The organism is Oceanimonas pelagia (genome assembly GCF_030849025.1).
Classification (GTDB): domain Bacteria; phylum Pseudomonadota; class Gammaproteobacteria; order Enterobacterales; family Aeromonadaceae; genus Oceanimonas; species Oceanimonas pelagia.
Genome location: NZ_CP118224.1, coordinates 3,025,493 through 3,050,000, shown reverse-complemented (window position 1 = coordinate 3,050,000; position 24,508 = coordinate 3,025,493). Strand labels below are relative to the sequence as shown.

The window sequence follows — 24,508 nt, the reverse complement described above, 5'->3', positions numbered from 1 at the left end:
CACGCTATGCGTGAGTGGTAGGGGAGCGTTCTGTAAGTCTGCGAAGGTGTGTTGTGAGGCATGCTGGAGATATCAGAAGTGCGAATGCTGACATGAGTAACGATAAAGGGGGTGAAAAACCTCCTCGCCGGAAGACCAAGGGTTCCTGTCCAACGTTAATCGGGGCAGGGTGAGTCGGCCCCTAAGGCGAGGCCGAAAGGCGTAGTCGATGGGAAACGGGTTAATATTCCCGTACTGACACACATTGCGATGGGGGGACGGAGAAGGCTAGATGGGCCAGGCGTTGGTTGTCCTGGTGAAAGGGAGTAGGTGGTGACTTTAGGCAAATCCGGAGTCACAACGCTGAGACCCGAGACGAAGGTACTACGGTACCGAAGTCATTGATGCCCTGCTTCCAGGAAAAGCCTCTAAGCTTCAGATGTGTGTGAACCGTACCCCAAACCGACACAGGTGGTCGGGTAGAGAATACCAAGGCGCTTGAGAGAACTCGGGTGAAGGAACTAGGCAAAATAGTACCGTAACTTCGGGAGAAGGTACGCTGGAGCGGGTGAAGTCCTTTACGGATGGAGCCTGAGCCAGTCGCAGTGACCAGGTGGCTGGGACTGTTTATCAAAAACACAGCACTGTGCTAACTCGCAAGAGGACGTATACGGTGTGACACCTGCCCGGTGCCGGAAGGTTAATTGATGGGGTTAGCCGCAAGGTGAAGCTCTTGATCGAAGCCCCGGTAAACGGCGGCCGTAACTATAACGGTCCTAAGGTAGCGAAATTCCTTGTCGGGTAAGTTCCGACCTGCACGAATGGTGTAACCATGGCCACGCTGTCTCCACCCGAGACTCAGTGAAATTGAAATCGCCGTGAAGATGCGGTGTACCCGCGGCTAGACGGAAAGACCCCGTGAACCTTTACTATAGCTTGGCACTGAACATTGACCCTACATGTGTAGGATAGGTGGGAGGCTGTGAAGCGGTGACGCCAGTTGCCGTGGAGCCGACCTTGAAATACCACCCTTGTATGTTTGATGTTCTAACTTGGCCCCCTTATCGGGGGTGAGGACAGTGCCTGGTGGGTAGTTTGACTGGGGCGGTCTCCTCCCAAAGCGTAACGGAGGAGCACGAAGGTTGGCTAAGTACGGTCGGACATCGTACGGTTAGTGCAATGGCATAAGCCAGCTTAACTGCGAGACAGACACGTCGAGCAGGTGCGAAAGCAGGTCATAGTGATCCGGTGGTTCTGAATGGAAGGGCCATCGCTCAACGGATAAAAGGTACTCCGGGGATAACAGGCTGATACCGCCCAAGAGTTCATATCGACGGCGGTGTTTGGCACCTCGATGTCGGCTCATCACATCCTGGGGCTGAAGTCGGTCCCAAGGGTATGGCTGTTCGCCATTTAAAGTGGTACGCGAGCTGGGTTCAGAACGTCGTGAGACAGTTCGGTCCCTATCTGCCGTGGGCGTTGGATGATTGAGAGGGGCTGCTCCTAGTACGAGAGGACCGGAGTGGACGAACCTCTGGTGTTCGGGTTGTCACGCCAGTGGCACTGCCCGGTAGCTAAGTTCGGAATCGATAACCGCTGAAAGCATCTAAGCGGGAAGCGAGCCTCGAGATGAGTCATCCCCAGAGCTTCGAGCTCTCTAAAGGGCCGTCCGAGACCAGGACGTTGATAGGCAGGGTGTGGAAGCGCTGTGAGGCGTGCAGCTAACCTGTACTAATGACCCGTGCGGCTTAACCATACAACACCCAAGAAGTGTGAGGCCTTGCAGGTCGAGACTACAAACAGATTCATCAAACACAGTTTTTTCCGAATTAAGTTTTATGCCTGGCGGCCATAGCGTTGTGGAACCACCTGATTCCATGCCGAACTCAGCAGTGAAACGCAACCGCGCCGATGATAGTGTGGCAGCTGCCATGTGAAAGTAGGTCACTGCCAGGCACCCAATTTAGTACTCCTGACTATACAGCTTTATGCGGAGCGGTAGTTCAGTTGGTTAGAATACCGGCCTGTCACGCCGGGGGTCGCGGGTTCGAGTCCCGTCCGCTCCGCCATCATTAAAAGCCCTGAGTTAACGCTCAGGGCTTTTTGCTTTGCTGTCCTACAAGTAAAGCCAGCATCACTCAGTCAAATCCCCCCCCTTGTGGCTACTCAGGGGCCCATGCGATGGGCTGCCCAGATTCAATAAAATTCCGTACAATGCTCGCCTTGTTTCAAGGGGGACTCATGTCTGTTCAATACAATAAACTGATTTTCTGGAACCTGGCGGCACTCGCCGTGCTGGGCAGCTGGTTCTGGCTGCCGAACCACGGTTTCTGGTTCGATCTCGACAAGGCAGTATTTTACTTTTTTAATCACAAGCTTGGGGAAAGCCAGGCATGGGTCAACCTGATTGCGGCGCTCAACAATCGTGCCTTTGATGGCGTGGCCTTGCTGGCGATGGGGGCCGTGTATTACAGCTTCTATCGTAAGGCCGACCCCGAGCAACGGCGGCGTCTGGTGATTGTTGGTGTGTGCATGCTGCTGACCGCCGTGGGGCTGAACCAGCTGGGGCGGGCCATTCCGGTGGAGCGACCGAGCCCGACCCTGACCTTTGACAATGTGCTGCGGTTGACCGAATTGGCGTCGTTCAAGACCAAGGATGCTTCCGGTGACAGCTTCCCCGGGGATCATGGGCTGATGCTGATGATCTTCACTGCCTTTGCCTGGCGCTACCTGTCCTGGAAGGCCGGTCTCTGGGGTTGCCTGTTTGTGGTGGTGTTTTCCGCTCCCCGCGTAATGGGAGGCGCCCACTGGCTGACCGATATTTATGTGGGCGCCTTTGCCGTGGCCGCCTTTGGTCTGGCCTGGTTGCTGCAAACCGGGATGATGGACGCCCTGGTGACCCGCGTACAGGCCGCCCTGCCTTCACGGAGCCGCTGAGTTTTCCCTTCTTTCCAGCAGGGCCGGAAGCTCGCGTATCAGCCAGCTTTTGGCCTTGCCCATGGCATCCCGGCGCCAGGCCAGCACCACGTTGGCAGCAAGGCGTTCGAGGCCCGCAATTTCCTTCAGTTCACCTCGCTTTACTATGTCACCCAGCCAGGCTTGGGGCAGGGTCGAGATTCCGAGGCCGGCCCTGAGCGCGTCAACCTTGTCCTGCATGGTGCTGACGGTCAGCCGAGACTGGCGATTGAGCAGGTTAAAGGTGAGTGGCGGTTTGTGTCGGGCGGTGTCAGCCACGGCAATGGCCCGGTAACCCTGCAACACCTCGGCACTGATGGGGCTGTTCTCCCGATGAATGGGGTGGGCGGGGTGGGCCACGTAAACAAAGACTTCCCGATAGAGCAGTTGTGTTTTGATACCGGCGTTTATCGGTATGTCTTCCTGCAGGGTAGCAATGGCCAGATCGGCCCGTCCGGTTTCCAGTGCTTCCCAGCTGCCGGCCAGGATCTCGTGGGACAGGCGAATATCGGTGTCGGTCTGCTGCTGCAGCGCTGCTATAGCTGGAAACAGGAGGCGGCAGGGCAGAATGCCGTCTACGGCCAGGGTCAGGCTGGTTTCCCACCCTCGTTCCAGAGCGCGGGCGCTTTCCACCAGCTGGTTGGAGGCCTGCAGCAGGTGGCGACCCTGCTCCAGCAGCAGCCGACCTACCGGGGTAAAGCGGGTGCGGTGGCCGGAGCGATCAAACAGGGTCAGATCCAGCTCGTCTTCCAGTTTTTGTACGGTGTAACTGAGTGCTGAGGGCACCTTGCCCAGTTCATCGGCGGCGGCGGCGAAACTGCCCCGGCGGTCGATGGCATCGAGCACGCGCAGGGCCTCCAGAGTCAGGGCTTTTTCTCGGGACATAACAGGCTTGAGTAAAGAGTCATCTCGATACCATACGTGACTCTGTCGCTGCCTGCATCAAAACTCCCCCAGGGCGCCGAGCAGCGTCGCCCCCAGGCTGGTGGTGAGCAGTGAGCCCAGGGTGGTCACGGCAATAATATTGGCGGCCAGCACGGCGTTGCCGCCCATGGCCCGCACCATCACATAGCTGGCGGCGGCGGTGGGCGAGGCATTGATCAAAAACAGCATGGTTAGCTCGGCGCCCTCAAAGCCTATTACCCAGGCGCCCAGGGTGATGGCACCGGGTAACAAAATCAGCCGTAGCAGGGTGATGGCGGGCAGCAGACCGGTGTCTTCCCTGCCCGATTTCAGGTTGAGGGATGCCCCGGTACACAGCAGCGCCAGCGGCAGCGTCATTTGTGCCAGAGACTGGCCGGTTTTCATCAGTATTTCGGGTACCGGCCAGCTACACAGGGCAAAGGGGAGGGCGGCCACAATACCGATAATCAGCGGGTTTTTGACGATGCCCAGCGCAATGGGGCCGGGCCGCACCTGCGGGTCGTTGCTCAGGCTGCGGCTGAGGGTGATCACCGCCAGAATATTAAAAAGTATGGTCAGGCAGGCCACGTAAAAGGCCATGGCCGCCACTCCCTGGCTGCCGTAGGCATTGTGCACATAGGCCAGGCCCACAATGCCCATGTTGGCGCGAAAGGCGCCCTGCACCAGAATGCCCCGCAGGGCTTTTTCGGCGGTCAGGCGCGTGGCAAGCCACTCCAGCACAATAAACGCCCCCAGGGTGGCGGCAATGCCGTAAACAATGAGTGCGGGGCTGGCCATTTGGCTGAGGTCGGCGCTCACTATGCTGGTAAACAACAGTATCGGCAGGGTGATGTTGAATACCAGCTTGCTGGCTCCGTCGATAAAGCCTTCGTTCATCATTTGCGTGCGGCGCAGAAAAAAGCCCAGCAGCAGTAACAGACAAATGGGGCCGGTAATGGACAGGGAAAACAGCAGGCTGTCGGCAAGGGCAGTCATGGCAGGGGGAACATGATTGAGACGTCAGGCACCAAGCATGCTACGGGCGCAGGGCGGGAGCAAGTGCCATGGACGGGTTTCGTGAAGTCGTAAAAGGAAAAAAGGCGCAAATATGCGCCTTTTTTCCTTTTACGACTGGTAATCGCCGGCCCGCTCGGGCTGGTATTCCACGTCGGCAATGGTCACCTTCAGGGTTTTGCCGTTGGGGCCGGGCCATTCGATGGTCTGCCCCACCGCCAGGCCGAGCAGGGCGCTGCCAATGGGGGCGAGCACCGAGATCTTGTCTTTGCTGCCATCCATGTCACGGGGAAAGCACAGGGTTTTGGTAAAGGTCTCGTCATCCCGGGCCATGCTGAAGCGGATCACCGAGTTCATGGTAACAATATTCGCGGGCATGTCTTGGGGCGCCACCACATTGGCGCGTTCCAGCTCGTCTTCCAGCCGGCGAACGGCTTCCGAGTCGGGTTGTTTGTCGAGCAGGGCCTCAAGCCGGGCCAGATCCAGGGTAGAAATAGTAATGGGCGGCAACTGGGCCATATCAACCTCCAACAAAAAAGCAGGCAACGCCAAAAGCGCTGCCTGAACTCGAATAAATAAAGATATACCCCAAGCCGTGGATTTTGACCAGTGGCCCCGGCGGCTATTTTTACGGCCAAATCAGCGTTTCCGGCTTTTTGCCAGAAAGCGCCCCTTATTTTGCGTTAAATCAAAAAAGTTCCGCCGAGGTTAAGGCAGACTGGCTTCAGTTGAAACTTCGCAGCAAAAAAGTTTAAGGACAGAATATGAAAAAAGTTGCTCTTCTGGTTGCCGCCGCGCTGATGGCTCCGTCTGCCGCCTTTGCCCACCAGGCCGGTGATATTCTGGTTCGTGGTGGTGCCGCCACCGTTTCTCCCCACAGCAGTGGCGACAGTGTTTTAGGAACTGGTCACTTGGAGCCGGACTCCAATACCCAGCTGGGCCTGACTTTCTCCTATATGGTGACCGATAACTGGGGGGTGGAGCTGCTGGCCGCCACCCCCTTTTCACACGGTGTAAGCACCGCTGGCTTGGGTGAGATTGCCAATGTTAAGCACCTGCCGCCAACCCTGATGGGCCAGTACTATTTCGGCAATGCCCAGAGCAAGGTACGTCCCTATGTGGGGGCCGGTATTAACTACACCATGTTCTTTGACGAAGAAGGCCGTAATGCTTTGGAAGGTGATAGTGTAAAAGCTGACGATTCCTGGGGGCTGGCGGCACAGGCCGGTATCGATATGAAAGTGACCGACAGGCTGTTTGTCAACGCGTCTGCTTGGTTGATCGATATCGATACCGATGTAACCGTTAATTCAACTAATGTTCCTGCTGCCAGCGGCACTTACCAAACCAGCATCGACCCCGTGGTACTGATGTTTGGTCTGGGTTACAGCTTCTGATTGATTTGCAATGTGGGTTGAGAGGGATTAAACCTCGGCAGTGTTTTTTGGGCAGACCATGGGTCTGCCCTTTTTTATGGCCGGCTAAAAATAAAAAGAATTAAGCCACGGCGCTGGGCAATTCCACCTGCTCCTTGATTTTATCGACGATATAGCCGCCGATGGGAATGGCAGAAGTGGCTGCCGGTGAGGGTGCGTTGCACACGTTCAGGGTGCGTTTGGTGTTGACGAACAAAAAGTCGTCCACCAGTTTGCCGTCTTTCGATACCGCCTGGGCACGAATGCCGGCGGGGTAGGGAGTGAGATCGTCCACCGTCAGGCTGGGGCAGTATTTGCGCACCAGCTCCAGGTAGCCGGCCTTGTTGAGGGAGTTTTTCATCTCGGTCAGGCCGGGTTTGAGGTTCTTCATCAGCACCTTGAGAATGCCCGGATAGGTGAGCATCTCCAGGGTATCCTTAAGGGAAATATCCCGCTTGTTGTAGCCCTCGCGCTTGAATGCCAGCACGGCGTTGGGTCCCACTGTCACGGTGCCGTCGATCATGCGGGTCAGGTGCACGCCGAGGAAAGGCATGTTCGGATCCGGAATGGGATAAATCAGGTGGTTCACAATTCGGTTGTGCTCGGGCTTGAGCAGGTAATATTCGCCGCGGAAGGGGCAGATCTTGAACGCGGGCTCCAGGCCCAGCATACGCACCACCCGGTCGGCCATCAGCCCGGAGCAGGACACCAGGAACTTGCCCTGAAACTCGCCCTGGGTGGTCTGCACCACCACGCGGCTGGCTTCTTCGGTCAGGCCGGTCACTTCGGCGTTGTAGCGAATTTCGCCGCCGAGGCGCTCAAACTCCCGGCCCATGGCGGCGGTGACCTGCTTGTAATCCACAATGCCGCTGGATGGCACGAAGATGCCGCCCATACCGGTGATATTGGGCTCGCGCTCCTTCAGTTCGTCGGCATTCAGCCAGTAGCGCTCCAGGCCATTGGCCTCGCTTCTGTCCCACAACGCCTTCATGCGCTCCATTTCCAGCGCGTTGGTGGCCACCAGCAGCTTGCCGCATTCGTCAAAGGGAATGTCGTGCTCGCGGCAAAAGGCCTTGGTGGCCAGGTTGCCTGCCAGGCAGAACTTCGCCTTCAGGCTGCCGGGGGTGTAGTAAACGCCGGCGTGGATCACGCCGCTGTTGTGGCCGGTCTGGTGCCGGGCCGGGCCGCTTTCCTTTTCCAGCAGCAGCATTTTGCTGTCGGGGTAGGTCTTTTTCAGTTGCCAGGCGGTAGACATGCCGACGATGCCGCCGCCGATAATAATGAAGTCAAACACGGTACTGCTCACTCTTGCGTAGAGAAAACAGCGCCGGGTGGCCCCGGCGCGCTTTGTATGGTTGTTTTGAATATCAGGGTGCCGGCGGCACTCTGTCAATGGCTTCAGCCCTGACGCGGGTTTTTCAGGGTCTTGGCATGAGTAAAGTAACCGCGCTGGCGCATCAGCTCCCGGCGCAGGCCCTCATGGGCGATAAACTTGTCGCGACCGTGCAGCCAGAAGTGGTTGTTGATCAGCAAAAATGAGCCGGTAGGCACCCGCACCGACAGCTGCTTGCTGCTGGTTTCAATGGCGTCGGACAGTGCTGCCAGCCACACGCCTTCCTCGTAGTTTTTGGGCTGCACGAACTGATCGATGTAGGACATGATGGGGCGGCCGCTGCGATCGGTGTCGAACACCGGGTGGAACACGTCCTTGGTGGTGTTCTTGCTGGGGGGGGCGGCCCAGCGCATGACCCGGCTGGCCATGGGATCGGCGTAAAAGCGGTCCAGGTGCTCCCAGTCGTCCAGATGCAGCAGCAGGGAGTTGCCTCCTTCCATGTTCTGCTCGTCAATCTTCAGCATCAGTACATAGTCGGTGTCCTGCTCCACATAGGTGCCGTCGTTGTGCAGTTCCATCACCCGGTGGGCCTGGCGCAGGTAGCTGTCGGAGTTGTCCTGGTTCTGCACCACGAAGCGGGCGTAATACTGGCCGCTCATGGCGTCGAAGTTGGAGCGGCCAAACAAATGGGCCACGGCGGTGGTGAACTTGACCATGTCTTCGGCCTGTTCCACCCGGTTCAGTTCTTCCGGGGTGATCAGCAGGGCGCCGGTGTCGCGGTCCACCAGGGTGTTGATCAGCAGCGGCTGCAGCGCCTGACCGCACAGATCGTTGAGGATCTGGGCCACGCGAAAGCGCAGAAAGGATTTGTACTCCAGCGCCTGTACCGGCCACTCGGCGGTGGCCTCAAGAAAGGCGTTTACGGTGCACTCGTCAAAGCGCAGTTCCAGCAGGCGCGAAGACAGGGCAGACGGCGCCAGGCTGAATCCCTGGTACTGGTGGCTGGCGAAATCGGCGGTGGCGATGTTGGACATGTGGGGGCTTCCTTGTAATGACACTGTGTTGATGAACGCGACTAATATCGCTGTATTTATAAAATGTCGACATTTTCAGTTTGTGTCAATAAATCGTGGTGATTTTATGATCTCTGTTGCAATTTCGTTATAATGCGGCTCATTCACCTTGAGCGAGAGTCCACCATGAGCAACCCCGAAGCCCCGCGGGAAAACCTGGCCCGTACCGCCTACCAGCAACTGAAACAGGACATCATTGAGAGCCACTTTGGCCCCGGCGAAAAGCTGTTGATGAGCGGCCTGAAAAGCCGTTATGGCCTGGGTGTGAGCCCGCTTCGGGAAGCGCTGTCACAGCTGGTGTCGGAACGGCTGGTCACCGCCGAAAGCCAGCGCGGTTTTCGTGTCAGCCCCATGTCGGTGGCCGAGCTGCGGGATATTTACGATGCCCGGGCCCAGCTGGAAGGCCTGATTGTGGAGCTGGCCATGGCCCGGGGAGACGATCTGTGGGAGGCCGGGGTGGTAGCGGCCCACCATGCCCTGGCCAAGGTCACCCACCTTGATTCGGTGGAGGATCAGCTCAACCAGTGGGATGCCCGCCATCAGGCCTTTCATCAGGCGGTGGCCGCCGGCTGCAATTCCCCCCAGCTGCTGGTAGTGCGCCAGACCCTGATGGATCAGGCGGCCCGTTACCGGCATTTGTGGCTGAAGCGCACCGTGTTCAGCGAGCGGGCCCTGGCCGACAAGCAACGGGAGCATCAGGGTCTGCTCGACGCCATTCTGGCCCGCCGGCCGGAAGCGGCGGCCATGATGCGGGAGCATCTGCAAAGTCCGGTGCCCATTATCACGCGGGTGCTGGCCGAGCAGGGCATGGGGTAAGATCGTATCCATGCCGCTCCAGGCCGGGGGGACTCTCCGGCCTGCTCATTACTGTTAATTTACGTCTTACGTCTTACGTCTTACGCTTTCGCGACGCATATTTTCAGCTCCACCTGTATCCTTCTGTCATCAATAATTCAGTGCCTGTCCGCGCTCGATCGCGTATATCGCCTCACGGTGGCGAGTCATCATTTATTACTTTTTTAAAGAAGGTCTTGCTTCCGGAAGTTCAGGTGTGCAAACATGCAGGCATTCAGACGTCTAAACGTCTTTTTTCTTGGTTCGAAGAGTATGGAAAACATATAATGGCTTTGTCATACAACCCGGGATTTTTCCGTGTCGTCCGGGCCAACATGGCTGCCGCCAAAGACAAGCCTCGCCATGCAATACGCCGAACGCCAAGGCATAATGGATTAACTTGAATAAGAAGTAGGCAATCAGGAGACAATCATGGGTTTTCACAGTGCGCGTCATGTTGAAGCGCTGAATCAGTCGCTGTCCGAGCTGAATGGCGATATCAATGTGTCATTCGAGTTCTTTCCGCCCAACAGCGAGGCCATGGAACAGACCCTGTGGCACTCCATTGAGCGGCTGAAGACGCTGGCGCCCAAGTTTGTTTCCGTGACCTACGGCGCCAACTCCGGCACCCGGGACCGTACCCACAAGGTGATCAAGGACATTCAGGACAAAACCGGCCTGATTGCCGCCCCGCACCTGACCTGCATCGACGCCAGCCGCGACGAGCTGCGCGGCATTGCCCGGGACTACTGGAACAACGGCATTCGCCAGATTGTGGCCCTGCGCGGCGACCTGCCCCAAGGCATGGAAAAGCCCGACATGTACGCCGCCGACCTGGTGAGCCTGCTGAAGGAAGAGGCCGACTTCGATATATCGGTGGCGGCCTACCCGGAAGTGCACCCGGAGGCAAAAAGCGCTCAGGCCGACCTGCTCAATCTCAAGCGCAAGATCGATGCCGGTGCCAACCGGGCTATCACCCAGTTCTTCTTTGATGTCGAGTCCTACCTGCGCTTTCGGGATCGCTGCGTGACCATCGGCATCGACGTGGAAATCGTGCCGGGTATTCTGCCGGTGTCCAACTACCAGACCCTGCTGAAGTTTGCCGGGTTCTCCAATGTCAAGATTCCGAGCTGGATGCATCAGCGTTTTGAAGGGCTGGAGAACGACCAGAACACCCGCAACCTGGTGGGGGCCAGCATCGCCATGGATCAGGTACGGGTACTGAGCCGGGAAGGAGTAAAGGACTTCCACTTCTACACCCTGAACCGCTCCGAGCTGACCTACGCCATCTGTCACAGCCTGGGTGTGCGTCCGGTGGTGGCGGCAAGCGCCGAGTAAGCATTCCAGCGGGAACAAAAGCCCCCGGCAACTCGGTTGCCGGGGGCTTTTTTATGGTTTGAAACGCAGCAGCCGTAAGGCGTTGAGGGTAACCAGGGCGGTGGCGCCGGTGTCCGCCAGCACCGCCAGCCACAGGCCGGTTACGCCGGTGACGCTGGTGATCAGAAACACCGCCTTCAGCCCCAGCGCCAGGGTGATGTTCTGGCGAATATTGGCGCTGGTGGCCCGGGACAGCCGCACCGCGTCGGCCAGGGCGGTGAGCCGGTTGTGGGTGAGGGCGGCGTCGGCGCTGTCCAGGGCCACGTCGGTGCCCTGGCCCATGGCGATGCCGATGCTGGCCTGCTTGAGCGCCGGGGCGTCGTTGATGCCATCTCCCACCATGCCCAGTCGGCCCTGCTCACCGAGCCGGACCACCTCCTGCAGCTTGTGCTCGGGCTTGAGCCCGGCGCGGTAATCCAGGTTCAGCTCGGCGGCAATGGCCCGGGCGGTCATGTCGTGATCGCCGGTCAGCATCAGGCTGTTGATGCCCAGCTCGCGCAAGGCGGCAATGCCGGTGCCGGCGTCGGCGCGCAGCGGATCCCGCAGGGCAAACAGGGCGATGACCTGCCGGTCTACCGCCAGCACCACCAGGGTGCAGGCGGCGGCCCGCAGCCGTTCAATATCGGCGGCCTGTTGCGGCGAATAGCGGGCCGCCTCCAGCTGTGCCGGCGAGCCAATCAGCAGCGCCTTGCCTTGCCACTCGCTTTGAATGCCGGCACCGGGCAGGGTGTGTTTTTCGCCGGTGGCCACGGGCTCGACTCCCTCGGCCTCGGCGGCGGCCACCAGGGCCTGGGCCAACGGGTGATGGGCGCCGCTTTCCAGCCCGGCGGCCAGTGCCATCGCCTGCTTACGTGACACGTCATGGTACAGGCACAGCTCGTGCAGCACCGGCTGACCGCGGGTCAGGGTGCCGGTCTTGTCAAAGGCCAGGGTGTCGATCCGGCCCAGTTGTTCCAGCGCCGCGCCCCCCTTGATCAGTACCCCCAGACGGGTGGCGGCGGCCAGCGCCGAGGTGACCGCCGCCGGAGTGGATATCACCAGGGCGCAGGGGCAGCCTATCAGCAGCAGCACCAGGCCCCGGTAAATCCAGGTTTGCCAGTCGGCGGCGAGCAGCAACGGCGGCAGCACCGCCACCAGGGCGGCGGCGGCGATCATCGCCGGCGTGTACCAGCGGCTGAAGCGGTCGATAAAGCGGGCGATGGGCGCGCGGTGGGCGTCGGCTTCCTCCATCAGGTGCAGAATGCGGTCCAGGGTACTGTGGCCGGGTTGCGAGGTAACCCTGATGCGTACCGCCCTGTCCACCACCAGGCTGCCGGCGGCCAGCTTTTCCCCTTGGGCCCTGTCCACCGGCAGGGATTCGCCGGTAATGGCGCTTTCATCAAAGGCGGCCGAGGCGTTGAGCAGGGTGCCGTCGACGGGCAGGCGCCCGCCCGGGTGCACTTCTATCTCGTCACCGGGATCGAGTTGTTCGATGGCCACCTCTTCCACGCCATTGCGGGTCAGCCTGCGGGCTTGCTCGGGCACCAGCGCCATCAGGGTTTTGACCCCCTGGCGTGCCTTGCCGGCGGCCAGGCTTTCCAGCCGTTCGCCCACGCCGAACAGCAGCAGCACCATGGCCGCCTCGGCGGTTTCCCCCAGAAACAGGGCGCCGGTGGCGGCCACCGTCATCAGCATTTCAATGGAAAAGGGTGAGCCGCTGCGCGCCAGCCGCCAGGCCTGACGGCCCACCGGCACCAGCCCCCACAGAGTGGCCAGGGTAAACAGCCAGGGGGCGGCGGCGGGCAGCCACAGATGGGCGCCGGCGGCCAGCAGCATCAGCAGCAACAGGCTGAACAGGGTGCCATGCTGGCGCCAGGCGGGGGCGGCCGGAGCCTCATCCTGCTCGCTGAAGGGGGTAAAACCGGCGGCGTGAATGGCCCGCACCACCTGTTCTCGGCTTCCTTCATTCGTCAGCTGCACTCGCAGCCGTTCGGTGGCAAAGCGCACCTCGGCACTGTGCACCCCGGGCAGGCGTCGCAATGCGGTTTCTATCTTGCCGGCGCAGCTGGGGCAGTCCATGCCGCCGATGCGCCAGCGATGCAGCGTCGTTCGCGGGTCTTCATCCTCGTCGGGAGGCGCCGTTGCCGTCGGCACTGCCGACTCTGTCACCGGCGTCGCCGCGGCACTTTCATGGCGAGGCACACACCGGGTGCCATGCCGGTGTTCGCCCCCGTGCTCACGGGTGTGTTGGTGATGGCAGCAATGTCCCATTTGTTTCTCCTTGTTGTGTGGGGTTGCAGCTTCGAGTCTAGACCCTGGAGGTTACTCCAGAGTCAATAGGCGGCAGCACGGTGCGGGCATAATCCACCAGGCGACGGGACAGGGCCTGGTGAATGCCGCGCTCCAGCAGCCAGCGATGCCAGTAGAGGGGCTCAAACAGGGGGCCTTCCGGGTACAGCTCCACCAGCCGGCCCTGCTGCAGATCTTCCTCAATCATCAGCCGGGGGATCAGGCAGTAGGCGGCGCCGGACCGGGCAATGGCAACAAAGGCTTCCGAGGAGCGCATGGCATGGCAGGGATAGCCGCCGGCGGGCAGGCCGAAATGCTGCTCGATGTAGCGGGCATGCATGTCGTCGCGCTGATCAAAGGCCACGGCCGGGGCCAGTTGCAGGGCGGCCAGGGTCAGGCCGTCGGGAAAGTAGCGGCGGCGAAACGCCGGGGTGGCCACCAGTATGTATTCCATTTCGCCCAAGGGATCGCAGCGGCAGCCGGGCAGGGGCTCGGCACTGACACTGATGGCGCCAAAGGCTTCGCCGCTGCGCAGCCGGTCCAGGGTGCGGGATTCATCCTCGATAAGCAGGTTGAGTTCGATGGGGTGACTGTGCAACAGCGGGGTCAAGGCCGGGATCAGCCAGATGGCGAGGCTGTCGGCATTGGTGGCCAGGGTCACGGTCAGCGGCTTTTGCGGTGCGTCGGGCAACAGCTCGGCCATGACCGCCCCCTGCAGCTGGCTGACCTGACGGTAATGGGCCAGCAGTCGCCGGCCGGCATCGGTGGGGCGGGGCGGCTGGCTGCGGATCAGCAACGGCTGGGCCAGGCGCTGCTCCAGCTGCTTGATACGCTGGGACACCGCCGACTGGGTCAGATGCAGCTGGCGGGCCGCCGGCTCAAAGCCCTGTTCGCTGACCACCTTGTCAAGGGCGGCCAGCAGCTTGTAGTCCAGTTCACTCATGATGACTCCTTATTAATTAAATTAATGATGCAGCAATTTTATTAGTTTTACTAAATTAGCCGGCCTCACTAATCTGCAAGCCACTGACCAACGAGGAGGTTGCATCATGATGTACTGGTTGCCCTGGGCGCAGGGCTTTACCCTGGGGGCCGGGCTGATTATTCCCATCGGCGCGCAAAATGCCTTTGTGCTCAATCAGGGCATGCGGCGGCAGTACCATCTGCTGGTGGCGGCCATCTGCAGTTTGTTTGACGTGTTGCTGATCGGCCTGGGGGTGTTTGGTGGCGGCGCGGCACTGCAGTCCCACGGCGTGTTGTTCTGGGGGATCAGCCTGGCGGGCATGGCATTTTTGCTGATCTACGGTGCCCATTGCTGGCGGCGGGCGCTGGGTTCGGGTCAGGCGCTGGCGCTGGATGGTCGGGAGCGGGGGCTGAAGGCGGTGCTGATCGGCGTGCTGGCGGTGACCCTGCTCAACCCGCAGGTATACATCGAGACCGTGATGATACTGGGCTCCGTAGGGGGAGGCCTGGACGGCAACGAGAAGTGGGCCTTTGCCCTGGGATGCTTTACCGCCTCACTGGTATGGTTTTTTACCCTGGCACTGGGGGCGGCGCGTATGAGCAACTGGCTGGGCCGGCCGCTGGTGCAGCGGGTCATGGACGGCGCCATCGGCACCCTGATGTGGCTGCTGGCGGGCAAGCTGGTGCTGGGGCTGATGGGATAAAAAAGCGGGAAGGTGAGCCTTCCCGCTGCGAGATCAGGCGTTCAGCGCCTGTGCCAGATCGGCAATGATGTCGTCGGCGTGCTCGATGCCGATGGACAGCCGAATCATTTCCGGCCTGACGCCGGCCTGGACTTGCTCGGCCTCGGTCATCTGGCGATGGGTGGTGGACGCCGGATGGCAGGCCAGGGACTTGGCGTCACCGATATTGACCAGCCGCTTGATAAGCGTGAGCGCATCGTAAAAACGCACGCCGGCCTCATAGCCGCCCTTGAGCCCGAACGACAGAATGGCCGAGGGCTTGCCCTTCATAAACTGCTGCGCACGCTCAAAGTCCGGGTGGCCTTCCAGGCCGGCGTAGTTGACCCAGTCCACGGCGTCGTGCTGTTGCAGAAACTTGGCCACCTTGAAGGTGTTCTCCACATGACGCTCCATGCGCAGGGGCAGGGTTTCCAGCCCCTGCAGCAGCAGAAAGGCGTTGAGCGGTGCCAGGGCGCTGCCGGTGTTGCGCAGGGGCACGGTGCGGGCGCGGGCAATAAAGGCGGCGGGGCCAAAGGCCTCGTTGTAGACAACGCCGTGGTAGGCGGCCTCGGGATTGCTGAACTGGGGAAAGCGTTCCTTGTGCTCGGCCCAGGGGAATTTGCCGCTGTCGACGATAATGCCGCCCAAGGAGTTGCCGTGGCCGCCGATGTATTTGGTCAGCGAGTGCACCACTATGTCGGCACCAAACTCGATGGGCTTGCACAGCACCGGGGTGGCGACGGTGTTGTCCACCACCAGGGGCACACCCTCGGCGTGGGCCACGTCGGCCAGCCCCTTGATGTCGGCCACGTTGCCCGCCGGGTTGCCGATGCTCTCGCAGTACACCGCCTTGGTATTGGCGTCGATCAGCCGGGCAATGGCGGCCGGACTGGCGTCTTCGGCAAAGCGAACCTCAATGCCCAGATCCGGCAGCATATGGGCCAGCAGGGTGTAGGTGCCGCCATAGAGCTGAGGCGTGGTGACGATGTTGTCGCCGCGCTTGGCCAGGGTGATCAGGGCGTAGTGAATGGCGGCGCTGCCCGCCGACACCACCAGGCCGGCAATGCCGCCTTCCAGGGCCGCGACGCGCTGCTCCAGCACGTCGTTGGTGGGGTTCATGATGCGGGTATAGATGTTGCCCGGCACTTCCAGGTTGAACAGATCGGCGCCGTGCTGGGCGCTGTCAAATTCATAGGCCACGGTCTGGTAAATGGGGGTGGCTACCGACTTGGTGGTGGGATCCGTGGTGTAGCCGTGGTGTACGGCCAGGGTTTCATCTCTCATGGGAGTAACTGTCCTTGTGATTCGGTCGAGGCCCACCAATGTAGGCAGTTTGCCCGGGGGAGTAAAGGCTAATGAGGCAGCAGCACGGTGGCCAGCAGGCCGCCGCCGGAGTGATTGGTCAGGTGCAACTCACCACCGTGCTGGTGGATCAGGGTACGGGCAATGGCCAGGCCCAGGCCAATGCTGCCGTCCTCCAGATTACGGGCGCCGTCGAGCCGGGTAAAGGGCTTGAACACTTCATCCAGCTGATCGTCGGCAATGCCGGGGCCGAAGTCGCGGATCAGAATGCGAATATGGCCGGGCTCGTTGAGCAGCCTGACCTCCACCCGCTCGCCATACTTGATGCCGTTCTCCAGCAGGTTCTGCAGCGCCCGGCGCAGGGCCTGGCTGCGGCCGCGGAACAAAATGGGCTCGCGCTCTTCCAGGCTGACGCTGTGGCCGGCGTCCTGCAGGTCGTCGCACAGGCTCTGTACCAGGCTCGACAGATCCAGATCCCGCATCGGCTCGTCCTGACCGTCGTCTCGGGCAAAGCGCAGGGTGGCGGCCAGCATCTGCTCCATGCGTTTCAGCCCCTGCTGCAGTTTGTGCTTGTCCTCGCCCTCGGGCAGAAATTCGCAGCGCAGTTGCAGGCTGGTGAGCGGGGTACGCAGATCGTGGGAAATGGCCGCCAGCATGCGGGTGCGATCGGTCACAAAGCGATCCAGCCGCTCCTGCATGCGGTTAAAGGCCGACAGGGTTTCGCGAATTTCGCTGGGGCCGGTTTCCGGCAGCGGCTCGGCCCTGTCGCCCCGGCCCAGCCGCTCGGCCCGGCGGGCCAGGCGCTTGAGCGGCCGGGTGGTGCGTTGCAGCAGCCAGATCATCAGGCCGGTGAGCAGGGCCGCCAGCAGCACCAGCGACACCATGGCCTTGAGCGACCAGCCCGGGGTTTCAGTATCAACCAGGGAGGTAAAGCGCAGCCAGCGACCGTTGCCCAGTTCAATGCCGCCGTAAAGGCGAATGTCGGGGCGGCGACCGTGGGGCGGGTGACGATGGCGGCGTTCGGCAGGCGGTGGCAGGGCCTGGCCGCTGCCGGTTTCGGCACCGATGTGAATGTCGAGCTCGGGCGGGTAGTCCAGCCGGCTGCGCACGATGCGCTCAAACACCGCATTGCGCTCGCCGGCCTCGGGTGCCTGCCGGCTCAGGCTCAGCAGCAGGGTTTCGCTGCGGCTGGCGCGCAGAATTTCCCGGTGCAGCTCGGGCGGGGACTGGTGCAGCAGCCGGGTCACCGCCATCAGCCGCTGCAGGGTAAAACGACTGTTGACCAGCCCCAGCGCTTCTTCCCGCTCCAGCCGGTAGATCTGCAGGCTGACCAGTTGCACCAGCACCAGGGCGCACAGGGCCACCAGTACAATCTGGCCGGTGAGGCTGCCCAGCCAGTAGCGCAGCCGCTCAGGCCTCATGGTGCACCTCGGCGGCCAGCAGGTAGCCGCCGCCCCAGATGGTTTTGATCAGTTGCGGGTTTTTCGAGTCGGTTTCCAGCTTGCGCCGAAGCCGGCTTACCAGGGTGTCGATGGCCCGGTCAAAGGCCTGGGCCTCCCGGCCCCGGGCCAGGTCCAGCAGCTGATCCCGGCTCAGCACCCGGTTGGGATGCCGGGTAAAGACCCGCAGCAGATCGAACTCGGCGGTGCTCAGGCTGATGGTGACGCCCTTGTCGTCCACCAGCTCGCGGCGGGCGGTGTCCAGCAGCCAGGGGCCAAAACGCAGCCGTTGCGGCGTTTCATGCGTGACGGCTGAGTCGGTGTCGGGCTGGCGGCGCAGTACTGCCTTGATGCGGGCCAGCAACTCGCGGGGGTTGAAGGGTTTGGGCAGGTAGTCGTCGGCGCCCATTTCCAGGCCGATAATGCGGTCGGTGTCTTCGCCCATGGCGGTGAGCATGATGATGGGCACGTTATTGCCCTGACCGCGCAGCTCCCGGCACAGGGTCAGTCCGTCGTCGCCGGGCAGCATCAGGTCGAGAATGATCAGATCCGGCCGGTGACGGCCAAGGTGCTGGCGCATGGCATCGCCGTCGCGCACGCCCTGCACGCGGTAGCCGTGCTGCGTCAGAAAGCGGGCGAGCAGATCGCGAATTTCCCCGTGATCGTCCACCACCAGCAAGTCTTTGCCCTTGTTCATGTTTATTCTCCTGCCATTGCCGGCTCAGTATAAGCTCAGGTGCACAGGCAAATAATGTCAAAGTGTGTCAGCGTCCGGGGCTGTGACACTTTGTTGCAAAAAAGCGCTGTGCCGACACAGTTTGCTGACAACCGGCTGTTGTAATGATGATCGTCAATCACCACAAGAGGACATCATCATGAAAACCCGACACAGCGCCCTGTTGCTCGCCGCCACCCTGTTCACCGTGCCCGCCCTGGCCAGCGCCGCCCATCATGGGGGCGAAGAGCGTGGTCCCATGAAGGAAGAATGTGCCCAGGGCCAGAAGGGTGGCCACCATGAAGGGGGTCATCACGGCCAGCGCCATCACGGCGGCAAGCAGATGGATCCGGCCCGGTTCGAGCAGCGCCTGACCCAGCGCATGGAAAAACTGGAGACTCCCGAGCTCAAGGCCCAGTTTATCGTCACCCAGCAGGCACGGCTGAGCATGATGGAGCAGCAGACCAAGCTGCACCGGCTGATGGCCGAAGCGCGCGCCAATGCCATTGATAATGCCGGGCTCAAGGCCGCCACCCTGGACAAGATCGCCGCCGACGACCAGCTCAGGCAGCAACAGCTCAGGCTGATGCGTGAGGCCCTGGGCAAGCTGGAACACTGATCAGGGGGTGACGTCCCGGTCGATGGGCTGCTGCAGGGAAATCAGGGTTTCGGTGGACTGAATCTCCTCGATGGGCTGCAAGCGATGGATCAGCACCCGCTGCAGTTCGTCGATGGAGCGGGTCATCACCTTGATAAAAATGTTGTAGTGGCCGGTGGTGTAATAGGCCTCCACCACTTCTTCCAGCGCTTCCAGCTGCGCCAGCGCCCGTGGGTAGTCCCGGGCGCTTTTCAGTATGATGCCGATAAAACAGCAGACGTCGTAGCCCAGTTTCTTGGCGTTCACCTGCACCCGGGTGCCCTCGATAATGCCCGCCTGTTTCATTTTTTCCACCCGCACATGAATGGTGCCCGGGCTGACCCCAAAGCGTTTGGCCAGCTCGGCGTAGGGAGTGCGGGCATTGTCCATCAGCGCCATCAGAATGGACTTGTCCAGATTGTCGATTCGGTAATGGGTGTCGCCTTTTTCCTGCTGCATTTATTGGATCCTTAAAATATCTTAATTATTTTGATGAATTTAAATCCGCAAGCGAGTTTTTGCCAGCGGTTGTTGAATTTGGTGTTCACTTCCCTGATTATCCTTCAAAACCAATCAGCAAGCTCAGGTGGATGAGATGAAAAAAGCCTATATTGAACGCCAACGCCAAATCCGTTTTGTAAAAGAGTATTTCTCCGGTCAGCTGGCGCAGCAGCTCAATCTGCTGGAAGTTCAGGCTCCCATTCTCAGCCGTCTGGGCGATGGCATGCAGGACAACCTGTCCGGCTCCGAAAAGGCAGTGCAGGTGAAGGTCAAGGCCATTCCCGGCGAGAGCTACGAAGTGGTGCACTCCCTGGCCAAATGGAAACGCTACACTCTGGGCCGCTTCGGCTTTGAGCCGGGCGAGGGTATCTACACCCACATGAAGGCGCTGCGTCCCGACGAAGACCGCCTCAGCCCCATTCACTCCGTGTATGTGGATCAGTGGGACTGGGAGCAGGTAATGCGCCCCGAAGACCGCCACGAAGGCTTTCTGGTGCAGACCGTGGAGCGCATCTACGGTGCCATCAAGCGCACCGAGCAGGCCGCGGCCGCCGAGTTTGGCTTCACGCCGTTCCTGCCGGAAAAGATCCAGGTGCTGCACGCCGAAGAGCTGCTGGCCCGTTACCCGGAGCTCGACGCCAAGGGCCGTGAGCGCGCCATCGCCAAGGAGCTGGGTGCCGTGTTCCTGGTGGGCATCGGCGGCAAGCTGAGCCACGGCGACATTCACGACATGCGTGCCCCCGATTACGACGACTGGTCCACCGAGGGCCGAAGCGGCCTGGCCGGTCTGAACGGTGATATTCTGGTATGGAACCCGGTGCTGGAAGACGCCTTTGAGATCTCCTCCATGGGTATTCGTGTGGATCAGGAGGCCCTGCGTCGCCAGCTGGCGCTGACCGGTCATGAAGACCGTGCCGCACAGGAATGGCACCAGGCCCTGCTGGCGGGTGAGTTGCCCCAGACCATTGGCGGCGGCATCGGTCAGTCCCGTCTCGCCATGCTGCTGCTGCAACTGAGCCATATCGGTCAGGTACAGTGTGGCGTGTGGCCCGCCGAGCTGAGCGAGACCGTGGACGGCCTGCTGTAAGCCGGAACGATAACCAGAATGATCAAGGGGCGCCGCAGCGCCCCTTGGTGTTTTCGGTGCCCGGCTCAGTAGGTGGCCAGGCAGGTCTTGAGCTGGTTGTTGAGAAAACTCATCACCTGGTGGCGGGTGACCATGCCGATAACCTTTTTGCCTTCCACCACCGGATACAGTTTGGGCTTGGGGCCGCCCATGGTGCGGGCCAGCTCGAACACGTCGGTGTCGGGCGTCACCGTCAGCGGATCGTGGCGCATGACATCCGATACCAGAATGCGGTTGTCGCAGTGGTAGCTGGCGTTGATCAGTTTGGGAATGCAGTCCTGTTCCGACAGAAAGCCGATAATACGGCGCTGGGAGTCCACCACCGGCAGGCCGCTCAGGCCGGACTCCAGCATGCGGTCCAGCGCTTCCGAAATCGACATGTTCTGGGTCAGCATGGGCAGGCTGTGCCGCATGATTTCGCTTACTGTTGCCATCGCCATTCTCCTTTAACTTACTGATAAACCGAGTGTGGCAGGCATTTTGCCGAGGGGCCAATCGGTCTTGCCTTTTTGTGTGATAGTTGCGAACCCGGTTCCTGTTTTCAGCATAGCCGGTTCGTGGCCAGCGGGCCTGCCACATTCCCGGTCCGCCTTTGCCGGCATTTTTGTTATTCTGCCTGTCTTTCCCTGACTCGCGGAGCAAGACGTTCATGTCAAACGTGGCCAGAGGCTTTGCCCCCCGCTCCCTGTTGCGGCTGGTGCTGATTGCCTTCACCCTGGTGCTGTTGCCCCTTATCCTGCTGATCATTCAGAACAGCCGCACCCTGGAGCAGGTGAACCGGCTGGCGGAGGAAGGCATGCAAAGCGCGGTGACCGACACGCGGCGGGTCTCGGACATGAACGATCTGGCGCTGGACATGGAGCGCACCATTCGCCGCTATGCGGTGCTGGAAGCGCCCGATCTGCGGTTGCACTATCTGCGGTTGCTGGAGCGCTATCGCAAGGAAATGGAGCCGCTGCTGCAAGGGGTGGATGCGGGCGAGCTGGACGCGTCACTGCGTGATCAACTGGTGGAGCTGGTGGATCTGGCCCAGGCCGGCGGCGCGCAAATCCGCGAACGGGTGAGTATTTTTGATGGCTTTAACCGGGCCAACGTGGAACTGGACCGGCTGGCCCGGGAGCAGATCGACGTGCGCATTGCCCGCATTCGCGAGCAGGTGGCCGAAGTGCGCCGGCGCATGTGGCTGCTGAGTGGCGGCCTGGGGGGAGCCAGCCTGGTGCTGGCGTTGCTGTTTACTTACCTGATCATTCGTCCGGTGCGCCAGCTCGAGCGGCGCATTCAGGGGCTGGGTGCCGGCGTGGAGCCCGACGAACGGCCCATCAGCGGGCCGGCCGAACTGGTGGAGCTGGGCGAGCGGCTGAACTGGCTGCACCACCGACTCAGGGAACTGGAAGCCCAGAAGCTGCAGTTTTTGCGGCATTTGTCCCACGAGCTGAAAACCCCCCTGGCCAGCCTGCGCGAAGGCGCCGACCTGCTGGCGGAAAAGGTCACCGGCCCGCTCACCGCCGAGCAGGAAGAGATCTGTGAACTGCTGGTGGACAACAGTTTTCGGTTGCAGGGGCTGATTGAGCAATTGCTCGACTACAACCGCATTCAGCAGGTGCAGGTGTATCATCGGCCGGTGGCGCTGCCGCCACTGTTGGAAGAAAGCCTGGACGCCCATCGCCTGGCACTGGAAAACAAGGGCATGAAGGTCAGCCTGAACCTGGATGAAACCCAGCCACTGGCGGATAACCACAGACTGCGGCTGGTGCTGGAAAACCTGATTTCCAACGCCGTCAATTACGGCGAGCAGGGCGGCGAGCTTCACATTGAGGCGAGGGCCGGGGAGCAGGAATATGTGCTCAGCGTGGCCAACACCGGCCAGCCCATTCCGGTCGCCGATCGGGAACGTATTTTCGAGCCCTTTGTGCAGGGCAGCCAGGAGCGCAAGGGGGTGCTCAAGGGCTCGGGTATTGGCCTGAGCATTGCGCGGGAAGCGGCCATCAGCATGGGTGGCCGGCTGACGCTTGATTCAACACAACCGGGCTGGGTCCGCTTTGAGCTGGGCCTGCCCAGGCACGGGAACAAGGAACATAGCGATGAATAAACCATGGGTATACGGTGTGCTGGCGCTGCTGCTGAGCGGTTGCAGCAGTACGGGACCGTTTTCACTGAGCGAGTTTCACCTGCCGCAGGCGTTGGAAGCCAGTGATCAGGGCGAACTGGTGTACTGGCTGCAACAGTCCGGTACCATCATGCAAAGCAATGAGACCGAGCGGCTGAGCGAAATCAGGCGGCTGCAACAACCCGGACAGGAAAACGAGCTGCTGCTGGCGCTGTGGCTGAGCCACCCCAGGGCCAACCTGGCCCAGCGTCAGCAGGCCCAGCAACTGTTCACCCAGGCCCTGCCCGGGGTGAATACCCACCTGCAGCAGTTTTTTACCATTCATCAATCCTATAATCAGGAATTGATCACCTTTAACCGGGTGGTGACCGACCGGCAGCAGCAGATCAACTCCCTTACCCGCAAGCTGAACGAGCTGGCCACCATTGACGAGCAGATCAACGAACGCCGTTATCAGGACAGCGGGCAATGAAGCGCAAGGCCAGAATACTGCTGGTGGACGACGACGCCAGCCTGCTGAAGCTGCTCGGGCTTCGCCTGCGCAGCGAAGGCTTTGAGGTGGCCACCGCCACCTCCGGCGCCGAGGCGCTGGAATGGCTGGAGCAGGCGCGTCCGGATCTGGTGCTGAGTGATCTGAAAATGGATGGCATGGACGGCCTGGCCCTGTTCGATCGCATTCAGCGCCAGCATGTGGGGCTGCCGGTGGTGATCATGACCGCCCACGGCTCCATTACCGATGCGGTGTCCGCCACCCGCTCCGGGGTGTTCGGTTTTCTCACCAAGCCCATCGACAAGGAAGCCCTGCGCCGCACCATCAACGAAGCGCTGGCGGTGTCGCTGCCGGCCTTCGAGAACGACTGGCAGCACGACATATTGACCCGCAGCCCGGCCATGACCGGGGTGCTGGAGCAGGTCCGGCGCATTGCTCCCCTCGACATCAGCGTGCTGATCACCGGCCCCGCAGGCGCCGGCAAGGAGCTGATGGCGCGCACCCTGCATCAGGCCAGTCCGCGCCGGGACCACCCCTTTGTGGTGCTGAATTGCGGCGCCCTGACCGAGCCGCTGCTGGAATCGGAGCTGTTCGGACACGTCAGGGGCGCCTTTGACGGCGCCGTGTCGGACCACGCCGGTGCCCTGGTGACCGCCGCCGGCGGTACCCTGCTGCTGGACGAGGTGGACGAATTGCCGTCCCGGCTGCAGGCCCGGCTGCTGGGCGCGCTGGAAGAGCAGCAGGTACGGCCCCGGGGCGGCAGCCGCAGCATCAGCACCGATGTGCGGGTGCTTTCGGCCACCAGCCGCGACATGGTGGCGGCCATGGAGCAGGGACGTTTTCGGGAAGACCTGTTCTACCGGCTGAACGTGGTCAATCTGGCGCTGCCGGCACTGAAGGAGCGGCCGGAAGACATTCCGCTGCTGGCCCGGCATTTTCTCGAACAAATTCGTCAGCGCCAGAGCACCCAGGTAACCGGCTTTGCTCCCGAAGCCCTGGCCCTGCTGGCGGCGGCCTCCTGGCCGGGCAATGTGCGCCAGCTGCTCAACCTGGTGGAGCAGGCGGTGGCCATGGCCTCGGCACCGGTGATTGGCACCCAGCTGGTGGAAAGCCTGCTGTCGGGCAGCGATGAGCAGTTTCCCACCTTTAACGAGGCCCGGGCCGAGTTTGAGCGCATGTACCTGAACAAGGTGCTGCGCATGACCGAGGGCAACGTGACCCAGGCCGCCGCCCTGGCCGGGCGCAACCGCACCGACTTCTACAAGCTGCTCAGTCGCCATGGCATTGAAGCGGGGGCGTTCAAGCACAAGGAAGACTGACGAAAGTTTTTCGAGGCTGTCATGCTCCTTGTATAC

At 61.1% G+C, this 24,508-nt stretch carries 22 protein-coding genes, 1 tRNA gene and 2 rRNA genes (1 of these 25 only partly in view); 13 read left to right on the top strand and 12 right to left on the bottom strand.

The window, feature by feature from the left end; all coding sequences use genetic code 11:
- The 4 genes from PU634_RS14565 to PU634_RS14550 all read left to right on the top strand — a co-directional run.
- A 23S ribosomal RNA gene (locus PU634_RS14565) occupies positions 1 to 1,735 on the top strand (it extends 1,147 nt beyond the left edge of the window).
- Between the two features lie 85 nt (positions 1,736 to 1,820).
- Positions 1,821 to 1,935 (top strand): 5S ribosomal RNA (gene rrf, locus PU634_RS14560).
- Between the two features lie 36 nt (positions 1,936 to 1,971).
- A tRNA-Asp gene (locus PU634_RS14555) sits at positions 1,972 to 2,048 on the top strand.
- A gap of 172 nt (positions 2,049 to 2,220) precedes the next feature.
- The gene (locus tag PU634_RS14550) at positions 2,221 to 2,916 is read left to right on the top strand and encodes a phosphatase PAP2 family protein (protein ID WP_306761490.1); all 696 of its coding nucleotides are present in this window, start codon (positions 2,221 to 2,223) and stop codon (positions 2,914 to 2,916) included.
- Here the strand turns inward: PU634_RS14550 and PU634_RS14545 are convergent.
- From PU634_RS14545 to rnk, 3 genes are all read right to left on the bottom strand, one after another.
- The gene (locus PU634_RS14545; protein WP_306761489.1) at positions 2,902 to 3,819 is read right to left on the bottom strand and encodes a LysR family transcriptional regulator; all 918 of its coding nucleotides are present in this window, start codon (positions 3,817 to 3,819) and stop codon (positions 2,902 to 2,904) included. The genes PU634_RS14550 and PU634_RS14545 overlap by 15 nt on opposite strands.
- Before the next feature lie 57 nt (positions 3,820 to 3,876).
- Positions 3,877 to 4,833 carry an AEC family transporter gene (locus PU634_RS14540; protein ID WP_306761488.1) on the bottom strand — a complete coding sequence of 319 codons (957 nt, stop codon included), beginning with the start codon at positions 4,831 to 4,833 and terminating at the stop codon, positions 3,877 to 3,879.
- 129 nt (positions 4,834 to 4,962) lie between these two features.
- Complete coding sequence (rnk, locus tag PU634_RS14535; RefSeq protein ID WP_306761487.1) at positions 4,963 to 5,370, bottom strand: nucleoside diphosphate kinase regulator; 408 nt, start codon at positions 5,368 to 5,370, stop codon at positions 4,963 to 4,965.
- Between the two features lie 245 nt (positions 5,371 to 5,615).
- Here rnk and PU634_RS14530 point away from each other — a divergent pair, with 245 nt between their 5' ends.
- Positions 5,616 to 6,248: an OmpW family outer membrane protein gene (locus PU634_RS14530; RefSeq protein WP_306761486.1), complete on the top strand. Its 633-nt coding sequence runs from the start codon at positions 5,616 to 5,618 to the stop codon at positions 6,246 to 6,248.
- 100 nt (positions 6,249 to 6,348) lie between these two features.
- Here the strand turns inward: PU634_RS14530 and lhgD are convergent, their stop codons facing one another.
- Positions 6,349 to 7,560 carry an L-2-hydroxyglutarate dehydrogenase gene (gene lhgD / locus PU634_RS14525; RefSeq protein ID WP_306761485.1) on the bottom strand — a complete coding sequence of 404 codons (1,212 nt, stop codon included), beginning with the start codon at positions 7,558 to 7,560 and terminating at the stop codon, positions 6,349 to 6,351.
- Positions 7,561 to 7,664: 104 nt separating this feature from the next.
- Positions 7,665 to 8,633 (bottom strand): glutarate dioxygenase GlaH, encoded by a 969-nt coding sequence (gene glaH, locus PU634_RS14520; RefSeq protein WP_306761484.1) that lies wholly within the window; start codon positions 8,631 to 8,633, stop codon positions 7,665 to 7,667.
- Between the two features lie 165 nt (positions 8,634 to 8,798).
- Between glaH and csiR the strand changes: the two genes are divergently transcribed.
- Positions 8,799 to 9,488, top strand: coding sequence for a DNA-binding transcriptional regulator CsiR (gene csiR, locus PU634_RS14515; RefSeq protein ID WP_306761483.1), 690 nt, complete (start codon positions 8,799 to 8,801; stop codon positions 9,486 to 9,488).
- Between the two features lie 450 nt (positions 9,489 to 9,938).
- Entirely contained in the window at positions 9,939 to 10,844 is a 906-nt protein-coding gene (gene metF / locus PU634_RS14510) for a methylenetetrahydrofolate reductase (RefSeq protein WP_306761482.1), read from the top strand.
- A gap of 51 nt (positions 10,845 to 10,895) precedes the next feature.
- Here the strand turns inward: metF and PU634_RS14505 are convergent, their stop codons facing one another.
- Both PU634_RS14505 and PU634_RS14500 read right to left on the bottom strand, forming a co-directional pair.
- Complete coding sequence (locus PU634_RS14505; RefSeq protein ID WP_306761481.1) at positions 10,896 to 13,016, bottom strand: heavy metal translocating P-type ATPase; 2,121 nt, start codon at positions 13,014 to 13,016, stop codon at positions 10,896 to 10,898.
- A gap of 154 nt (positions 13,017 to 13,170) precedes the next feature.
- Positions 13,171 to 14,094 carry a LysR family transcriptional regulator ArgP gene (locus PU634_RS14500; RefSeq protein ID WP_306761480.1) on the bottom strand — a complete coding sequence of 308 codons (924 nt, stop codon included), beginning with the start codon at positions 14,092 to 14,094 and terminating at the stop codon, positions 13,171 to 13,173.
- A 106-nt stretch (positions 14,095 to 14,200) separates the two neighbouring features.
- Here PU634_RS14500 and PU634_RS14495 point away from each other — a divergent pair, with 106 nt between their 5' ends.
- Entirely contained in the window at positions 14,201 to 14,818 is a 618-nt protein-coding gene (locus PU634_RS14495; RefSeq protein WP_306761479.1) for a LysE/ArgO family amino acid transporter, read from the top strand.
- A 33-nt stretch (positions 14,819 to 14,851) separates the two neighbouring features.
- On the opposite strand, the gene PU634_RS14490 is transcribed toward PU634_RS14495, so the two are convergent.
- The 3 genes from PU634_RS14490 to PU634_RS14480 all read right to left on the bottom strand — a co-directional run bounded on the left by PU634_RS14490 (position 14,852) and on the right by PU634_RS14480 (position 18,274).
- Positions 14,852 to 16,120, bottom strand: coding sequence for an O-acetylhomoserine aminocarboxypropyltransferase/cysteine synthase family protein (locus tag PU634_RS14490; protein ID WP_306761478.1), 1,269 nt, complete (start codon positions 16,118 to 16,120; stop codon positions 14,852 to 14,854).
- Between the two features lie 68 nt (positions 16,121 to 16,188).
- The gene (locus tag PU634_RS14485) at positions 16,189 to 17,559 is read right to left on the bottom strand and encodes an ATP-binding protein (protein ID WP_306761477.1); all 1,371 of its coding nucleotides are present in this window, start codon (positions 17,557 to 17,559) and stop codon (positions 16,189 to 16,191) included.
- The gene (locus tag PU634_RS14480) at positions 17,549 to 18,274 is read right to left on the bottom strand and encodes a response regulator (protein WP_306761476.1); all 726 of its coding nucleotides are present in this window, start codon (positions 18,272 to 18,274) and stop codon (positions 17,549 to 17,551) included. Before PU634_RS14480 ends, PU634_RS14485 begins: the two co-directional genes overlap by 11 nt.
- Positions 18,275 to 18,452: 178 nt before the next feature.
- On the opposite strand from PU634_RS14480, the gene PU634_RS14475 reads away from it, so the two are divergent.
- Positions 18,453 to 18,911, top strand: coding sequence for a hypothetical protein (locus PU634_RS14475; RefSeq protein ID WP_306761475.1), 459 nt, complete (start codon positions 18,453 to 18,455; stop codon positions 18,909 to 18,911).
- On the opposite strand, the gene asnC is transcribed toward PU634_RS14475, so the two are convergent.
- Positions 18,912 to 19,388 (bottom strand): transcriptional regulator AsnC, encoded by a 477-nt coding sequence (gene asnC / locus PU634_RS14470; protein ID WP_306761474.1) that lies wholly within the window; start codon positions 19,386 to 19,388, stop codon positions 18,912 to 18,914.
- Positions 19,389 to 19,524: 136 nt separating this feature from the next.
- Between asnC and asnA the strand changes: the two genes are divergently transcribed.
- Positions 19,525 to 20,517 (top strand): aspartate--ammonia ligase, encoded by a 993-nt coding sequence (gene asnA, locus PU634_RS14465; RefSeq protein ID WP_306761473.1) that lies wholly within the window; start codon positions 19,525 to 19,527, stop codon positions 20,515 to 20,517.
- Positions 20,518 to 20,582: 65 nt separating this feature from the next.
- Here asnA and PU634_RS14460 read toward each other — a convergent pair whose 3' ends face one another.
- Positions 20,583 to 20,990, bottom strand: coding sequence for a CBS domain-containing protein (locus tag PU634_RS14460; RefSeq protein WP_306761472.1), 408 nt, complete (start codon positions 20,988 to 20,990; stop codon positions 20,583 to 20,585).
- A gap of 215 nt (positions 20,991 to 21,205) precedes the next feature.
- Here PU634_RS14460 and PU634_RS14455 point away from each other — a divergent pair, with 215 nt between their 5' ends.
- The 3 genes from PU634_RS14455 to PU634_RS14445 are packed head-to-tail and all read left to right on the top strand — an operon-like array spanning position 21,206 to position 24,472.
- Positions 21,206 to 22,645 carry a sensor histidine kinase gene (locus PU634_RS14455; protein ID WP_306761471.1) on the top strand — a complete coding sequence of 480 codons (1,440 nt, stop codon included), beginning with the start codon at positions 21,206 to 21,208 and terminating at the stop codon, positions 22,643 to 22,645.
- On the top strand, positions 22,638 to 23,135 hold the full coding sequence (locus tag PU634_RS14450; protein ID WP_306761470.1) for a hypothetical protein: 498 nt from the start codon (positions 22,638 to 22,640) through the stop codon (positions 23,133 to 23,135). The genes PU634_RS14455 and PU634_RS14450 overlap by 8 nt, the downstream gene beginning before the upstream one ends.
- Positions 23,132 to 24,472 carry a sigma 54-interacting transcriptional regulator gene (locus PU634_RS14445; RefSeq protein ID WP_306761469.1) on the top strand — a complete coding sequence of 447 codons (1,341 nt, stop codon included), beginning with the start codon at positions 23,132 to 23,134 and terminating at the stop codon, positions 24,470 to 24,472. Before PU634_RS14450 ends, PU634_RS14445 begins: the two co-directional genes overlap by 4 nt.
- The last annotated feature ends 36 nt before the right edge of the window (positions 24,473 to 24,508 follow it).

Coding starts and splice junctions, on each gene's coding strand:
- PU634_RS14550 (WP_306761490.1), top strand. CDS start 2,221: ATGTCTGTTCAATACAATAAACTGATTTTCTGGAACCTGGCGGCACTC.
- PU634_RS14545 (WP_306761489.1), bottom strand. CDS start 3,819: ATGTCCCGAGAAAAAGCCCTGACTCTGGAGGCCCTGCGCGTGCTCGAT.
- PU634_RS14540 (WP_306761488.1), bottom strand. CDS start 4,833: ATGACTGCCCTTGCCGACAGCCTGCTGTTTTCCCTGTCCATTACCGGC.
- rnk (WP_306761487.1), bottom strand. CDS start 5,370: ATGGCCCAGTTGCCGCCCATTACTATTTCTACCCTGGATCTGGCCCGG.
- PU634_RS14530 (WP_306761486.1), top strand. CDS start 5,616: ATGAAAAAAGTTGCTCTTCTGGTTGCCGCCGCGCTGATGGCTCCGTCT.
- glaH (WP_306761484.1), bottom strand. CDS start 8,633: ATGTCCAACATCGCCACCGCCGATTTCGCCAGCCACCAGTACCAGGGA.
- csiR (WP_306761483.1), top strand. CDS start 8,799: ATGAGCAACCCCGAAGCCCCGCGGGAAAACCTGGCCCGTACCGCCTAC.
- metF (WP_306761482.1), top strand. CDS start 9,939: ATGGGTTTTCACAGTGCGCGTCATGTTGAAGCGCTGAATCAGTCGCTG.
- PU634_RS14500 (WP_306761480.1), bottom strand. CDS start 14,094: ATGAGTGAACTGGACTACAAGCTGCTGGCCGCCCTTGACAAGGTGGTC.
- PU634_RS14495 (WP_306761479.1), top strand. CDS start 14,201: ATGATGTACTGGTTGCCCTGGGCGCAGGGCTTTACCCTGGGGGCCGGG.
- PU634_RS14490 (WP_306761478.1), bottom strand. CDS start 16,120: ATGAGAGATGAAACCCTGGCCGTACACCACGGCTACACCACGGATCCC.
- PU634_RS14485 (WP_306761477.1), bottom strand. CDS start 17,559: ATGAGGCCTGAGCGGCTGCGCTACTGGCTGGGCAGCCTCACCGGCCAG.
- PU634_RS14480 (WP_306761476.1), bottom strand. CDS start 18,274: ATGAACAAGGGCAAAGACTTGCTGGTGGTGGACGATCACGGGGAAATT.
- PU634_RS14475 (WP_306761475.1), top strand. CDS start 18,453: ATGAAAACCCGACACAGCGCCCTGTTGCTCGCCGCCACCCTGTTCACC.
- asnC (WP_306761474.1), bottom strand. CDS start 19,388: ATGCAGCAGGAAAAAGGCGACACCCATTACCGAATCGACAATCTGGAC.
- asnA (WP_306761473.1), top strand. CDS start 19,525: ATGAAAAAAGCCTATATTGAACGCCAACGCCAAATCCGTTTTGTAAAA.
- PU634_RS14460 (WP_306761472.1), bottom strand. CDS start 20,990: ATGGCAACAGTAAGCGAAATCATGCGGCACAGCCTGCCCATGCTGACC.
- PU634_RS14455 (WP_306761471.1), top strand. CDS start 21,206: ATGTCAAACGTGGCCAGAGGCTTTGCCCCCCGCTCCCTGTTGCGGCTG.
- PU634_RS14450 (WP_306761470.1), top strand. CDS start 22,638: ATGAATAAACCATGGGTATACGGTGTGCTGGCGCTGCTGCTGAGCGGT.
- PU634_RS14445 (WP_306761469.1), top strand. CDS start 23,132: ATGAAGCGCAAGGCCAGAATACTGCTGGTGGACGACGACGCCAGCCTG.